General features: G+C 60.6%; 11 protein-coding genes. 4 read left to right on the forward strand and 7 right to left on the reverse strand.

Going from position 1 to position 15,481, the window contains the following annotated elements:
• The first annotated feature begins 24 nt into the window (after positions 1 to 24).
• From purL to CQ009_RS08785, 3 genes are all read left to right on the forward strand, one after another.
• Entirely contained in the window at positions 25 to 3,921 is a 3,897-nt protein-coding gene (gene purL / locus CQ009_RS08775) for a phosphoribosylformylglycinamidine synthase (protein ID WP_105705628.1), read from the forward strand.
• 5 nt (positions 3,922 to 3,926) lie between these two features.
• On the forward strand, positions 3,927 to 4,238 hold the full coding sequence (locus CQ009_RS08780) for a YqfO family protein (RefSeq protein WP_095050948.1): 312 nt from the start codon (positions 3,927 to 3,929) through the stop codon (positions 4,236 to 4,238).
• A gap of 1,093 nt (positions 4,239 to 5,331) precedes the next feature.
• Positions 5,332 to 5,694, forward strand: a complete 363-nt coding sequence (locus CQ009_RS08785) for a DUF6124 family protein (protein ID WP_053117409.1) — start codon at positions 5,332 to 5,334, stop codon at positions 5,692 to 5,694.
• Between the two features lie 260 nt (positions 5,695 to 5,954).
• Here CQ009_RS08785 and nagE read toward each other — a convergent pair whose 3' ends face one another.
• From nagE to CQ009_RS08820, 7 genes are all read right to left on the reverse strand, one after another.
• A complete protein-coding gene (nagE, locus tag CQ009_RS08790) occupies positions 5,955 to 7,667 on the reverse strand; it encodes an N-acetylglucosamine-specific PTS transporter subunit IIBC (RefSeq protein ID WP_105705630.1) in 1,713 nt (570 codons plus the stop codon).
• 23 nt (positions 7,668 to 7,690) lie between these two features.
• A complete protein-coding gene (gene ptsP / locus CQ009_RS08795) occupies positions 7,691 to 10,204 on the reverse strand; it encodes a phosphoenolpyruvate--protein phosphotransferase (protein WP_105705631.1) in 2,514 nt (837 codons plus the stop codon).
• A gap of 220 nt (positions 10,205 to 10,424) precedes the next feature.
• Positions 10,425 to 11,447, reverse strand: a complete 1,023-nt coding sequence (locus CQ009_RS08800; protein ID WP_105705633.1) for an SIS domain-containing protein — start codon at positions 11,445 to 11,447, stop codon at positions 10,425 to 10,427.
• Positions 11,428 to 12,534 carry an N-acetylglucosamine-6-phosphate deacetylase gene (nagA, locus tag CQ009_RS08805; protein ID WP_105705635.1) on the reverse strand — a complete coding sequence of 369 codons (1,107 nt, stop codon included), beginning with the start codon at positions 12,532 to 12,534 and terminating at the stop codon, positions 11,428 to 11,430. Before nagA ends, CQ009_RS08800 begins: the two co-directional genes overlap by 20 nt.
• A 30-nt stretch (positions 12,535 to 12,564) precedes the next feature.
• Complete coding sequence (locus CQ009_RS08810) at positions 12,565 to 13,296, reverse strand: GntR family transcriptional regulator (RefSeq protein ID WP_105705637.1); 732 nt, start codon at positions 13,294 to 13,296, stop codon at positions 12,565 to 12,567.
• A gap of 282 nt (positions 13,297 to 13,578) precedes the next feature.
• A complete protein-coding gene (locus tag CQ009_RS08815; protein ID WP_008081650.1) occupies positions 13,579 to 14,094 on the reverse strand; it encodes a murein L,D-transpeptidase family protein in 516 nt (171 codons plus the stop codon).
• Between the two features lie 72 nt (positions 14,095 to 14,166).
• Complete coding sequence (locus CQ009_RS08820; protein ID WP_064393265.1) at positions 14,167 to 14,721, reverse strand: NUDIX hydrolase; 555 nt, start codon at positions 14,719 to 14,721, stop codon at positions 14,167 to 14,169.
• A 147-nt stretch (positions 14,722 to 14,868) separates the two neighbouring features.
• Here CQ009_RS08820 and CQ009_RS08825 point away from each other — a divergent pair, with 147 nt between their 5' ends.
• Positions 14,869 to 15,468, forward strand: coding sequence for a CoA pyrophosphatase (locus CQ009_RS08825; RefSeq protein ID WP_064393264.1), 600 nt, complete (start codon positions 14,869 to 14,871; stop codon positions 15,466 to 15,468).
• Positions 15,469 to 15,481: the final 13 nt, after the last annotated feature.

Consider the following 15,481-nt stretch of genomic DNA (forward strand, 5'->3'; position numbering starts at 1 on the left):
CCCCTTCCCGAGGCTGTCCCGAAGATGTTGATCCTGCGCGGCGCTCCTGCCCTTTCTGCCTTTCGCCACAGCAAACTCCTTGAGCAACTGAGCCAGAAGGTTCCAGCTGTCAGTGGCCTGTATGCTGAATTCGCTCACTTCGCCGAAGTCACCGGCGTCCTGACCGGCGACGAACAGCAGGTGCTAGCGCGCCTTCTGAAGTACGGTCCAAGCGTTCCGGTTCAAGAGCCGACCGGCCGTCTGTTTCTGGTGTTGCCGCGTTTCGGCACCATCTCGCCATGGTCGAGCAAGGCCAGCGACATCGCCCGCAACTGCGGCCTGAGCAAGATCCAGCGTTTGGAGCGCGGTATTGCCTTCTACGTGGCCGGTCAGTTCAGCGAAGCCCAAGCGCAGCAGATTGCCGACGTGCTGCATGACCGCATGACCCAGATCGTGCTGGCCAACCTTGAACAGGCCGCCGGTCTGTTCAGCCACGCCGAGCCGAAGCCGCTGACCGCAATCGACATCCTCGGTGGTGGTCGCGGCGCGCTGGAAAAAGCCAACACCGAGCTGGGCCTGGCTCTGGCCGAAGACGAGATCGACTATCTGGTCGACGCCTTCAACGGTCTCAAGCGCAACCCGCACGACATCGAACTGATGATGTTCGCCCAGGCCAACTCCGAGCACTGCCGCCACAAGATCTTCAACGCCAGTTGGGATATTGATGGTGAGAACCAGGAAAAAAGCCTGTTCGGCATGATCAAGAACACCTACGTGATGCACAGCGAAGGCGTTCTGTCGGCTTATAAGGACAACGCCTCGGTGATCGTCGGCAACGTTGCCGGCCGTTTCTTCCCGAACCCTGAAACCCGCCAGTACGGCGCGGTGCAGGAGCCGGTGCACATCCTGATGAAGGTTGAAACCCACAACCACCCGACCGCGATTGCCCCGTTCCCGGGCGCATCGACCGGTTCCGGCGGCGAGATCCGTGACGAAGGTGCAACCGGTCGTGGCGCCAAGCCAAAGGCTGGCCTGACCGGTTTCACCGTGTCGAACCTGCAGATCCCCGGCTTCGAACAGCCGTGGGAAGTGCCGTACGGCAAGCCTGAGCGCATCGTCACCGCGCTGGACATCATGATCGAAGGCCCGCTCGGCGGCGCCGCGTTCAACAACGAATTCGGCCGTCCGGCCCTGACTGGCTACTTCCGTACCTTCGAACAATCGATCACCACCCCGCACGGTGACGAGGTTCGTGGTTACCACAAGCCGATCATGCTCGCTGGCGGCATGGGCAACATCCGCGAAGAACACGTCAAGAAAGGCGAGATCGTCGTTGGCTCCAAGCTGATCGTCCTCGGCGGTCCGGCGATGTTGATCGGTCTGGGCGGCGGCGCCGCTTCCTCGATGGCCACCGGCACCAGCTCGGCGGATCTCGACTTCGCTTCCGTACAGCGTGAAAACCCTGAGATGGAGCGTCGCTGCCAGGAAGTCATCGACCGTTGCTGGCAACTGGGTGACAAGAACCCGATCAGCTTCATCCACGACGTCGGCGCGGGCGGTCTGTCCAACGCCTTCCCGGAACTGGTCAACGACGGCGACCGCGGTGGCCGTTTCGAACTGCGCAACATTCCCAACGACGAGCCGGGCATGGCCCCGCACGAAATCTGGTCCAACGAATCCCAGGAACGTTACGTTCTCGCGGTCGGCCCTGAAGACTTCGAACGCTTCCAGGCGATCTGCGAACGTGAGCGCTGCCCGTTTGCCGTAGTGGGCGAGGCGACTGCCGAGCCGCAACTGACCGTGACCGACAGCCACTTCGGCAACAACCCGGTGGACATGCCACTGGAAGTGTTGCTGGGCAAAGCCCCGCGCATGCACCGTTCGGTGGTTCGCGAAGCTGAGCTGGGCGATGACTTCGATCCGTCGAACCTCGACATCAGCGAGTCCATCGAACGCGTTCTGCATCACCCGGCCGTGGCGAGCAAAAGCTTCCTGATCACCATCGGCGACCGCACCATCACCGGCCTCGTGGCCCGTGACCAAATGGTCGGCCCGTGGCAGGTTCCGGTGGCCGACGTTGCCGTCACCGCGACCAGCTTCGACGTCTACACCGGTGAAGCGATGGCGATGGGCGAGCGCACTCCGCTGGCATTGCTGGACGCTCCGGCCTCGGGCCGCATGGCCATCGGCGAAACCCTGACCAACATCGCTGCTTCGCGCATCAACAAGATCTCCGACATCAAACTGTCGGCGAACTGGATGTCGGCTGCCGGCCACCCGGGCGAAGACGCGCGTCTGTACGACACCGTGAAAGCGGTCGGTATGGAACTCTGCCCTGAGCTGGGCATTACCATTCCGGTGGGCAAGGACTCGATGTCCATGGCCACTCGCTGGAACGACAACGGCGAAGAAAAAACCGTGACCTCGCCGATGTCGCTGATCGTGACCGGTTTCGCGCCAGTGGCTGACATCCGTCAGACCCTGACCCCGGAACTGCGCATGGACAAGGGCACCACCGACCTGATCCTGATCGACCTCGGTCGCGGTCAGAACCGTATGGGCGCTTCGATCCTTGCTCAGACACACGGCAAGCTTGGCAAACACGCACCGGACGTCGATGACGCCGAAGACCTGAAAGCCTTCTTCGCCGTGATCCAGGGCCTCAACGCCGACGGTCACCTGCTGGCTTACCACGACCGCTCCGACGGTGGTCTGCTGACCTCCGTGGTGGAAATGGCCTTCGCCGGTCACTGCGGTCTGAGCCTGAACCTCGACAGCGTTGCCGAGTCCTCGGCAGAAATCGCCGGGATCCTGTTTAACGAAGAGCTGGGTGCCGTCATCCAGGTTCGTCAGGACGCCACGCCAGACATCCTCGCGCAATTCAGCGCGGCCGGTCTGGGCGACTGCGTGTCGGTGATCGGTCAGCCGATCAACAATGGCCAGATCAACATCACCTTCAACGGTGACACCGTGTTCGAAGGCCAGCGTCGTCTGCTGCAACGCACCTGGGCTGAAACCAGCTACCAGATTCAGCGTCTGCGTGACAACGCCGACTGCGCCGAGCAAGAATTCGACGTGCTGCTGGAAGAAGACAACCCGGGCCTGAGCGTCAAGCTGAGCTACGACGTCAACCAGGACATCGCCGCGCCTTACATCAAGAAAGGCATCCGCCCTCAGGTTGCCGTGCTGCGTGAGCAGGGCGTCAACGGTCAGGTGGAAATGGCTGCCGCTTTCGACCGCGCCGGTTTCAACGCGATCGACGTGCACATGAGCGACATTCTCGCTGGCCGTGTCGACCTGAACGAGTTCAAAGGTCTGGTGGCGTGCGGTGGTTTCTCCTACGGCGACGTGCTCGGCGCCGGTGAAGGCTGGGCCAAGTCGGCACTGTTCAACAGCCGCGCCCGCGATGCGTTCCAGGGTTTCTTCGAACGTAACGACAGCTTCACCCTCGGCGTGTGCAACGGTTGCCAGATGATGTCCAACCTGCACGAGCTGATCCCGGGCAGCGAGTTCTGGCCGCACTTCGTGCGTAACCGCTCCGAGCAGTTCGAAGCGCGTGTGGCGATGGTGCAGATCCAGGAATCAAACTCGATCTTCCTGCAGGGCATGGCCGGTTCGCGTATGCCGATCGCCATTGCTCACGGTGAAGGTCACGCCGAGTTCTCCAGCGAAGATGCGCTGCTGGAAGCCGATCTGTCGGGTTGCGTGGCGATGCGTTTCGTCGATAACCATGGCAAGGTCACTGAGTCGTATCCGGCCAACCCGAACGGTTCGCCGCGCGGGATTACCGGTCTCACCAGCCGTGATGGCCGTGTGACGATCATGATGCCGCACCCGGAGCGTGTGTTCCGTGCCGTGCAGAACTCGTGGCGTTCGGAAGACTGGACCGAAGATGCACCTTGGATGCGCATGTTCCGTAATGCGCGGGTCTGGGTGAACTAAGGCCTGTGTACAAGCTGGCGTTTTTTGTTCCTGACAGTCATGTCGAGGTGGTCAAAGGGGCTGTGTTCGCTGCCGGTGGTGGGCGGATCGGTGACTATGACCACTGTGCGTGGCAGGTGCTTGGGTCTGGCCAGTTTCGGCCTTTGGACGGCAGTCAGCCGTTCATTGGCGAGGCTGGGCAGGTTGAGCGGGTTGAGGAATGGAAGGTTGAGCTGGTGGTGGCGGATGAGTTGATCGTGGCTGTTGTGGCGGCGTTGAAGCTCAGTCATCCCTACGAGACGCCGGCTTATGAAGTGTGGCGGCTGGAAGATTTCTGATCTTCCTGGCTGCTGAAACAGGAAACCCGCAGATGAGTGATGGTCTGCGGGTTTTTTGTTGCCCGCGATTTGCTTTTCTGTAGGAGTGAGCCTGCTCGCGATGGCGCCCTTATAGGCGACCATGCTCTGGCTGACTGAGTGAATATCCGTTTCTTCGGGCGTTGCCGCTGGCGGTTTCGCTCTTACAGCGAGTCCCTTTGGCAAACGCCCCAAAGGAACCAAAGGTCTGTGCCCCAACGTTCGGCCCGCTCGCTAAGGCTCGGGGTTCCTTCGCTCCGGGATCCATCCGGGCGCATCGCCTCCGGTTTGCTCCGCTGCACCTCCTCTCGATGCATTTGGCTGCGCCAAACGGTCGCTGCGCTCCCACCCCCGGATAAATCCCTCCACTCAGCCTGCCGACGGGGCCTGTGGATCAAGATCAAGAGCAGGCGAGCTGACACTCGGCCTATTGAGTGGTGAGGAGCACTGCGCGATCGGCTTTGGTTTTGAAGTGGATTCGCCCCTCACCCCAGCCCTCTCCCGGGGGAGAGGGAGCCGATTTGTGGGCTTTTCAGGATCTGAATTCGACTCGGTATTTCACGTCAGCGTAGATCCACCAAACACTTCGGTCAGTCCCCTCTCCCTCTGGGAGAGGGGGAGTGAGGGGCTTTTGATCTGTTTCAGGATCTGAATTCGACTCGGTATTTCACGTCGGCGTAGATCCACCAAACACTCCGGTCAGTCCCCTCTCCCTCTGGGAGAGGGCTAGGGTGAGGGTTTGCTTTGGTCTGTTTAGATATGTGTAGAAATAACAGAGTCTTCCCACAAGGTTTTCAGGTTGTCCGTCGGACGCCCGCTCTCTAGTCTTTGCCTGTCGCTGCCAATTCAGCGACCGGGCGTGAGATCCCCGGAAAGCTTGCAACTAGCGCCAACACTACGATAATTGGCGCCAGCTCAATCTGCTGCCTGTGTTATGGCGGCTGTGTGCGGGCAGACTTCGGTCTGGCCGGTTGCCTGCTCCGGTGGATCTCACCCTGCACATAGCTGCCACCTCTTCGCCGCGTGAGATCCGGCGAACGATGGCATCCTCACTTGCAATAGCAGGAGTTGAATTTTGGACAAGCTAATACCAGATCCCCCCCCCGAAACCACCACCCCACTCGAAGCCGCCATCCGCGCCGAAGACCTCGCCAAAAACCGCGAAGCCATCAAACGCGCCCTCGATTTCTACCTCAGCCCTGAACCGGCCAAACCCCGACAACCGAGCACCATGTTCCTCGTCCACCCCAGCGTCGACACCGAAAGCCTGCTCGCCCACGCTTGTGAATCGTTGGCCTCAGCAAACGCCATGGCCAGCAACTTCGCAACCGAGCTAGGCGGCTTGCAACGCAGCACGGCACTGGCCATCCAGCAAATCATCATGCTCGCCGAGCTCGCAGTAAACCGCGCACTGGATCGAGTCGATCCACAAACCTGACGACCGCGTCATCGTTCATCGCCAGCAGGCTGGCTCCCACAAGGTCGTGCACAATTTTGAGAACAGTGAAGAACCTGTGGGAGCCTGGCTTGCCAGCGATGACGGCCTGATGGCCGACCTGATTCTTCGGATTGATAGCTTCCCTGTAGGAGCTGTCGAGTGAAACGAGGCCGCGATCTTTTGCTCTTGCTTATGATTGTAAAAAAGCAAAATCAAAAGATCGCAGCCTGCGGCAGCTCCTACAGGGGTGATGTGTGGGGTCAGACTTTGGCGCTGACTTCGCTGCGGTTGACCAGGCTTTCCAGCGCCCCACTCAAACTCGCCGCCTTATCCCCCACCAGCAAATGCCAGATCCCGCCATCCAACTGGCTGACACCGTGACAACCCAGATCCTTCAACTGCGCCTCGGACAACGCCTTGCCATCCGCCAATTGCAGGCGAATCCGTGTCATCGCAATGCAATCCAGTTGCAGCACATTGTCGCTGCCGCCCAATGCATTCAGCCATTGCTGCGCCTCGGAACCGGCAACGGCCATAACTTTCGGCTCATCAACAACAGCGGTTTCAACCAAAACAGCACGCCCCAACGCCGGCATCGCCAGACGAATCTCATCCGCAATGCTGTCCGCCATCGGCCCGACAACCACCTGCAAACTGCCACCTTTACCCGGTCGCACAACCGCCATCGCACCCAGCGCTTTCAGATCAGCATCCGAAGCCTTGTTGCGATCAACCATCTCCAGCCGCAACCGCGTGGTGCAGGCGCCAACCGTCAGCAGATTTTCAGCGCCGCCCAATGCCTTGATGTATGCACTGGCGCGCTCGTTTTCAGTCAGTACGGCTTTTTCACTGACAGCGACATCCTCACGCCCCGGCGTTTTCAGATTGAAGCGACGAATGCAGAAGTCAAAGACGAAGTAGTAGATCACCGCGTAAGCCAACCCAACCGGGAACACCAGCCAACCATTGGTGGACTTGCCCCAGCCGAGAATCATGTCGATAAATCCACCGGAGAACGTAAAGCCCAAGTGAATGTTCAACGCATTGGTAATCGCCATCGACAACCCGGTCAGCAGCGCATGCAGCAGATACAGCAGCGGTGCCAGGAACATAAAGGCGAATTCAATCGGTTCAGTCACCCCGGTCAAAAACGAGGTCAGCGCCATTGAAAGAAAGATCCCACCCATCACCTTGCGGCGTTCCGGCAGCGCATTGCGGTACATCGCCAGGCACGCCGCCGGCAGGCCGAAGATCATCATCGGGAACATGCCGGTCATGAACTGGCCGCCCTTCGGATCGCCGGCGAAGTAGCGCGACAGGTCGCCCGTCACCAATGCGCCGGTAGTCGGGTCGGTGAAGTTGCCAAACACAAACCACGCCATGTTGTTGAGGATGTGGTGCAGGCCGGTGACGATCAGCAGGCGGTTGAACACGCCGAACACGAACGCGCCGATGCTGCCGCTTTCCATCATCAAGGCGCCGAAGCTGTTGATGCCGTGCTGGATCGGCGGCCAGATGTAGCCGAACACCACGCCCAGACCGACCGCTGCGAACCCGGTGACAATCGGCACAAACCGTCTCCCGCCGAAGAACGCCAGATACTCCGGCAGCTTGATGTCTTTGAAGCGGTTGTACAGCGCGCCAGCCATCAGGCCGGCGACGATGCCGGCGAGCATGCCCATGTTGATGCTCGCATCGAGCACCTTGAGCGTGGAGATCATCACCAGGTAACCGATCACCCCGGCGAGGCCGGCGGTGCCGTTGTTGTCCTTGGCGAAACCGACGGCGATGCCGATGGCGAAGATCATCGCCAGGTTGGCGAAGATCACTTGGCCGGCATCGTGAATGATCGCGATGTTCAGCAGGTCGGTGTCGCCCAGCCGCAGGAGCAGGCCGGCAATCGGCAGGATCGCGATCGGCAGCATAAGCGCGCGGCCGAGGCGTTGCAGGCCTTCGATGAAGAGTTGGTACATGGCGTTTGTCCTTGTTGTTTTTGTTAGCGCAGAGGCCAATGTTGATGACAGGCGTGGCGCACGGCGGCGGCGCTGCTCAACTTGAGCAGGTCGCGACTGAGGCGCTGGCATTCGGCTTCGTGTACCTGGCGCACGCGATCCTTGATTTCACCGATCTGCACCGGGCTGACCGACAATTCGGTAACGCCCAGACCAATCAGCACCGGCGTGGCCAGCGGATCAGAGGCGAGGGCGCCGCAGACGCCGACCCAACGCTTGTGCACCGCCGCGCCTTCGCAGGTCATGGCGATCAGGCGCAGCAGCGCCGGTTGCAGGGCGTCGACGCGTGCAGCGAGACCGGCATGATCGCGATCCATGGCCAGGGTGTATTGCGACAAATCGTTGGTGCCGATGGAGAGGAAGTCGGCGTGTTCGGCGAGTTGTTCGGCCTGTAATGCGGCGGCGGGGACTTCGATCATCACGCCGATTTCCGGGCGCTGCGTGATGTTCATCTCCAGGCACAACGCTTCAACGCGCTGGCGGATGTGCAGCAGCTCATCCACTTCGGTAACCATTGGCAACAGGATTCGGCAGCGACGCAGCGGGCTGACTTGCAGCAGCGCGCGCAGTTGCTGATCGAGGATTTCCGGGCGGGCCTGAGCCAGACGAATGCCGCGCAGACCGAGCACCGGGTTGGCTTCGATCGGCAGCGGCAGGTAATCGAGTTGCTTGTCGCCGCCGACATCGATGGTGCGGATGATCACCGACTTGTCGCCCATCGCATCGATCACGGCTTGATAGGCGCTGCGCTGTTCTTCGACATCCGGCGCGGTCTGGCGATCGACGAAGAGAAACTCTGTGCGCAGCAGACCGACACCATCGGCGCCGTTGGCAAAGGCATCTGCCGCTTCACCGCTGGAGGCGACGTTGGCGACGACTTCGATGTGCACGCCATTACGGGTTTCGGCCGGCAGATGAGCTTTTGCCTGTTGAGCATCGCGACGTTGCTGGCGATCAATTTGCGCCTGTTGAACTTCAGCCAAGCGCTCAGCGTTTGGCGTCAGTTCCAGACGACCGCCATCGGCATCGAGCACCACCGATTGACCTTGCGGCTGATCAAGCAATGCCGAACCCAACGCCACCATGCACGGCAGACCTTTGCCGCGAGCGAGAATCGCCACGTGCGAAGTCGCGCCACCTTCGGCCATACACAAACCGGCGACACCTTGGGCGCTAAGTTGCAGCAGATCCGATGGCGTCAGTTCATGCGCAGCGACGATGGCACCGGCCGGCACATCGTAATTCCATGCCTCACCGAGCAACGCACGCAGCACGCGTTGTTTGAGATCGCGAAGATCGTTGGCGCGCTCAGCCAGCAGCGCGCTGCCGGTGCGCTGCAGCACTTCGCACTGCACATCGATCGACTGGCTCCAGGCGTGAGTCGCCGCAGTGCCTTGTTCGATGGATTGCTGTGCAGCGTCGAGCAGTGCCGGGTCTTCCAGCAACGCCAAGTGTGCGGCGAAGATTGCTTCTTCTTCGGCGTTCTTGTGTTTTTTCGCTTGGGCGAGGGTGCCGTCGATTTCGCTGCTGACCTGTTGCAGTGCAGCTTCAAGCACTTGCTGTTGTTGCAGCGGATCGTGATTGCCCGCGTCCACCGGCAAACTGATCGCGTTCAAGCGAAACAGCGGCCCACCGACGAATCCCGGCGCAGCGCAAACCCCGTGCAACACGCCAGCCTCGGCCGGGCGTTTGAGAGGTGCAACACTTGCTGGTGCCGCCGCGTGATGATCATCCGGCAGGGCAGTCGCCAATGCCGTGAGCAACGCTTGCAACGCCGCTTCAGCGTCCGGTCCCTGACAGCTGACCTGCACTTCATCCTGCTCGCCAACCGCCAGCCCCATCAAACCGATCAGGCTGTTGCACGGCGCCGATTTGCCGGCGAAGTGTAGCTGCGACTGGCTTTTGAAACCTTGCGCGGTCTGCCGAATCAGCGCCGCAGGGCGCGCATGCAAGCCGCCGCGATGGGCCACCAACACTTGACCATGAACCTCTGGCCCACCGACGACTTCGGCGCTCGCTGCCGAACCGTTGCGCGCCACAATGTGCAGCAGCGGATCGCCGACTTTCACCGCTTTCAGCGTGATCGGGCGTACCTGAAAATCCTGGCTGTTGGTCAGGATCAACAGGCTGACGAGGCTTTTGCATTGCTGGCCGACTTTGTCCAGGTCATAGCGCAACAACGGCTGACCCTTGGTCACGCGGCCACCTTCCTTGACCAGCATCGAGAAACCTTCGCCGTTCAACTCAACGGTGTCGAGACCCAGGTGCAGGAGGATTTCCGCGCCGTTGTCGGCACGAACGGTGAGTGCGTGGCCGGTGCGCGCGACATGAATGATCACCCCGGCGCACGGCGAGTACAGCGTGTCGTTGATCGGGTCGATGGCGATGCCGTCACCCATCGCGCCGCTGGCGAACACCGCGTCCGGGACTTTGGCGAGCGTGAGCACCGGGCCGCTGAGCGGGGCGCTGAGGGTCAGCTCTTTATTGTTGTTGTGCATGGCTCGGTCTCATCAGTAATTTCGCTGATCCCTGTAGGAGCTGCCGCAGGCTGCGATCTTTTGATCTTGTTTTCTGTGAATCAAAATCAAAAGATCGCAGCCTTCGGCAGCTCCTACAGGGGTTGTGCATCAATCGACGGTTCTGCATCCGCCGACAGGGTTGTGCATCAATCGGCGGTTTTCGCGTCCGCCGATAGGGTTATGCATTGATCAGCGGGTGTCAGTGCGTGCGGGTTACTTTGCTCAGGTGGCGCGGCTGATCCGGGTCCATGCCACGGGCCACGGCCAGCCCTGCGGCCATCACGTAGAAACTCTGGATCGCCAGAATCGGATCGAGCGCTGGGTGTTCGGCGCGGCTCAGGGTCAGATCGCGTTCGCTCACATCGTCCGGCGCGGCGAGCAACACACGGGCGCCGCGTTGACGCATCTCTGCCGCGAGGCTCAACAGACCCGCCTGCTCGGCGCCGCGCGGAGCGAACACCAACAATGGATAGTGTTCGTCGATCAATGCCATCGGGCCGTGACGCACTTCGGCGCTGCTGAACGCTTCGGCCTGAATCGCCGAGGTTTCCTTGAATTTCAGCGCGGCCTCTTGAGCAATGGCGAAACCGGCACCACGGCCGATCACCATCAATCGCTCGCAATCACGCAGCGCTTCGATGGCCACGCTCCAGTCCTGTTTCGCCGCTTCGCGCAGGCCTTCGGGCAGCGCGTTGCCGGCCTCAAGCAATTCGCTGTCCTCTTTCCAGTGCGCGATCAAACGAGCGCTGGCGCTGAGGGTGGCGATAAAACTCTTGGTCGCGGCGACGCTGCTTTCAGTCCCGGCGAGCAGCGGCACGCTGAATTCACACGCCGCTTCCAGTGGCGAATCGGCAGCGTTGACCATCGATACGCTCAGCGCGCCACGCTTGCGCAACAGACGCAGGCTGTTGACCAGATCCGGGCTCTGCCCCGATTGCGAAAACGCGAACGCGACCTGACCGCTGACCTTTAACGGCGCTTGCTGCATGGTCACCACTGACATCGGCAACGACGCCACCGGCACACCCAGTTGTTGCATGGTCAGGTAGGCGAAGTAGCTCGCCGCGTGGTCGGAGCTGCCGCGTGCGACAGTCATCGCCACTTGCGGCGGCTGACGACGCAGGCGTCCGGCGATCTCGATCATTTGCGGGTCGAGCTGTTGCAGTTGGGCTTGCACGGCCTCGAACGAGGACAGCGCCTCCTCAAGCATTTTTGAAGTCAATGTCTTCTCCTTCGACCATGACGGCGGTCAGTGTGAGTGAGCGATCGAGCCGCACGCAGTCGGCCCAGGCACCTGGTGCAAGGCGCCCGCGTTCGTTGATGCCGAGGTAGTCGGCGGGAAATTGCGACAGGCGCTGCGAGGCCTCGGCGATTGGCAAACCGATCTTCACCAGATTGCGCAGGGCCTGATCCATGGTCAGGGTGCTGCCGGCCAGGGTGCCGTCGGGCAGGCGCACGCCGCCCAGGCATTTGGTCACGGTGTGGCTGCCGAGCTTGTATTCACCGTCGGGCATGCCGGCGGCGGCGGTCGAGTCGGTGACGCAATACAGGCACGGGATCGAGCGCAGGGCCACGCGGATTGCTCCCGGATGGACGTGGAGCAAGTCCGGAATCAGTTCGGCGAATTTGGCGTGGGCCAATGCCGCGCCAACGATGCCCGGCTCGCGGTGATGCAGCGGGCTCATGGCGTTGTAGAGGTGAGTGAAACTGGTCGCGCCAGCCTCCATTGCGGCGACGCCTTCCTCGTAACTGCCGAGGGTGTGGCCGATCTGCATGCGCACGCCACGGCTGCTGAGTTCGCGGATCAATCCGTCGTGACCGGCGATTTCCGGGGCGATGGTGATCACGCGGATTGGCGCCAGTGCCAGATACTCTTCGACTTCGGCCATCAACGCGGTGTGGGCGAAGTTCGGTTGCGCGCCGAGTTTTCCCGGATTGATGTACGGGCCTTCGAGGTGTACGCCGAGGACGCGCGCGGCACCTTTCGGACGCTGTTCGCAGAATTCTCCTACTTCCTTCAGGACGCTGGAAATCTCGGCACTCGGTGCGGTCATGGTGGTGGCCAGCAGCGACGTTGTGCCAAAACGCACGTGGGTTTTGGTAATGGTTTCGAAAGCGATGGCGCCTTCCATGATGTCTTTGCCGCCACCGCCATGCACGTGCAGATCAATGAAGCCCGGCAGCAGATACGGCAGATCATTGGTTGCCGGATCGCAAGGCATGCCTTCGATCGACACGACTTTGCCGTGTTCGTGGATCAGCCGGCCGCGAATCCAGCCGCTGGCGGTGAGGATGTTGTCTTCGGACATTTTGGTTCTCTCGTTTGGCTCGGCTGCTGATCAGCGGCGAAGCTCTGCAACAAAGTCGTAGTAGTCGTTGCGGCAATAAGTGTCGGTGACTTCAATCGGCGTGTTGTCTTCCAGGTAGCCGACCCGAGTCATCAGCAGCATCGCGGTGCCGGGGGCGATGCCGACCAGTGCGGCGAATTCGTCCGAGGCATTGATCGCCTGGATGTGCTGCAAGGCACGGACGATTGGTTTGCCGATGCCGTCGAGGTATTCGTAGAGCGAATCGCCGACCAGTTCCGGCTTGGGCATGATCGAGGCGGGCAGGGTGCTCATTTCGATTGCCATAACGGTGTCATCGGCTTTGCGCAGACGCTTCATGCGCGCGACCTTGTCGTTCGGCGACAGGCTGAGACGGATCAGTTCTTCGTGGGTCGGCAGGGTGATTTCACGTTCCAGCCATTGCGAGCTGGGCACGAAGCCCTTGAGGCGCAGCATCTCGCTGAAACCCGAGAGGCGCGACAGTGGTTGTTCGAGGCGTGGCGTGATGAAGGTGCCGGAACCTTGCAGGCGGCGGATCAGGCCTTGATCGAGGAGGACTTCCAGCGCCTTGCGTGCGGTGACGCGGGAGATGCCGAGCAACTCGCTGAGATTGCGTTCCGAGGGCATCGCCTGTTCGGCTTTCCACTGCCCGGCATGAATCGCTGCTTCCAGATTGCGTGCCAGTTGCAAGTACAGCGGCGTCGGCTGGGAGTCGTCTGGGCGTAGGGCCTGGAAGTCGTTCATGTAGGTCATTTCCGACGCGAGTATAGGATTGTTGTGGCTCGCTTGTGGGACGAAAATTAATACCACTTGAATACCATGTCAACGCAGGCAATCGGCGGTTTGCCCAATGAAATGGCGGGTTATGCAGGGTCTGGTTTGAAGTGGTATTAAAGGTGGGCTGTAAAAAGCAAAAGATCGCAGCCTGCGGCAGCTCCTACAGTGGGAAGTGGTATCACCTCTGTAGGAGCTGCCGCAGGCTGCGATCTTTTGATTTATTTTTTGCGGGTGACCAGCGGTCGCTGGTTACGGGCGGATTTCGACCATCGTGCCGTCCGGCACCAGGCTCCACACTTCGCGCATATCAACGTTGCGCATGGCGACGCAGCCATCGGTCCAGTCGAGGGTGTGGAACAGGTCTTCCGGGGTTTCTTCCGAATCCGGCGTGCCGTGGATCATGATCATGCCGCCAGGCTCGACGCCTTCACGCCGGGCGCGGGCCGAGTCGCTGATGTTCGGGTAGGAAATGTGCATCGACAGGTTGAATTTGTCGCTGGTCTTGCGCCAGTCGATCCAATAAAAACCTTCCGGCGTGCGCTTGTCGCCTTCAATCAGTTTCGGACCTTTTTTCGCGCCCTTGCCCAGGGAGATGCGATAGGTCTTCAGCGGCTTGCCGTCGGCGATCAACTGCAATTGATGCGCCGATTTGAGCACCAGAACTTTCTCGATAAGCGGGGTATTCGCCGGCGTCACGGTGGTCACGAAGGACGCTTGGGAGACGCTAACGAACGACAGGCAGAACAGGGCAAGCAACCAGCGCATTGAAACGATTCCCCAGGAGTGAAGCAAACAGGATTTATGTAGGAGCTGCCGCAGGCTGCGATCTTTTGATTTCTAACCAACAATGACCGGCTGCACCAACGGCGGAATCGACTCCGAACGAACCGGATACTCCTCAACACGCCGATCAGCGAAGAAGCATTCTAGGGTACGCCCCACCGTGCGGAAAGCCAGCTCGTCCCAAGGAATGTCGGCTTCGTCGAATAGTTGCACTTCGAGGCTCTCGGGGCCCGCAGCAAAGTCGAGATCCACCAGTTCGGCGCGGAAGAACACATGCACCTGACTGATGTGCGGCACGTCGATCAGCGTATAGATGCTCAGGTTACGCACCCGGGCGCAGGCTTCTTCAGCCGTTTCACGCACGGCGGCTTGTTCGATGGTCTCGCCGTTCTCCATGAAACCGGCAGGCAACGTCCAGTAACCGAGGCGCGGCTCGATGGCGCGACGGCAGAGCAGCACCTTCGTGCCCCAGGTCGGCACGCAGCCGGCGACGATATTGGGGTTCTGATAGTGAATGGTCTGACAGCTGTCACAAACAAATCGCAGCCGCGAATCGCCTTCGGGAATGCGCTGGGTGACCGGTTTACCGCAGTGGCTGCAAAAATTCATGCTGGGCTTCCTGAATGCTGCGCCTATCTTGGCGTGCAGCGGTGCCGGTCGGCAAGTTGTCGTTTCGCGACACGACAGGTTTCCGGGGCTTGGGCACTCGCAATGATTGGTGCATGATGCAGGGTAAGGCACAGATCGAGAACACTCATGCTGGACGAGCTACTGCATCGGGTAAGCAACCACACACCGCGCACGCTGGAAACCGACACACGTTTCCCCGAGGCCGCCGTTCTGGTGCCGATCACCCGCAGTGACGAGCCGGAACTGGTGCTGACCCTGCGCGCCAGCGGGCTCTCGACCCACGGCGGCGAAGTCGCTTTCCCTGGTGGGCGCCGCGATCCGGAAGACCCGGATCTGATCTTCACCGCCCTGCGTGAAGCCGAAGAGGAAATCGGTTTGCCGCCCGGGTTGGTCGAAGTGATCGGCCCGCTCAGCCCACTGATTTCCCTGCACGGCATCAAGGTCACGCCTTATGTCGGTGTGATTCCCGATTTTGTCGAATATCGCGCCAATGATGCCGAGATTGCCGCTGTCTTCAGCGTGCCGCTGGAATTCTTCCGTAAAGACCCTCGCGAGCATACCCATCGCATCGACTATCAGGGACACAGTTGGTACGTGCCGAGCTACCGCTTTGGCGAATACAAAATCTGGGGCCTGACGGCGATCATGATCGTCGAGTTGATCAACCTGCTCTATGACGCGAAAATCAGCCTGCACCAACCGCCGAAAAGTTTTATCAACACCTGAAGCCGTCGTTCGA

This window comes from Pseudomonas sp. MYb2 (genome assembly GCF_002979955.1).
Classification (GTDB): Bacteria; Pseudomonadota; Gammaproteobacteria; order Pseudomonadales; family Pseudomonadaceae; genus Aquipseudomonas.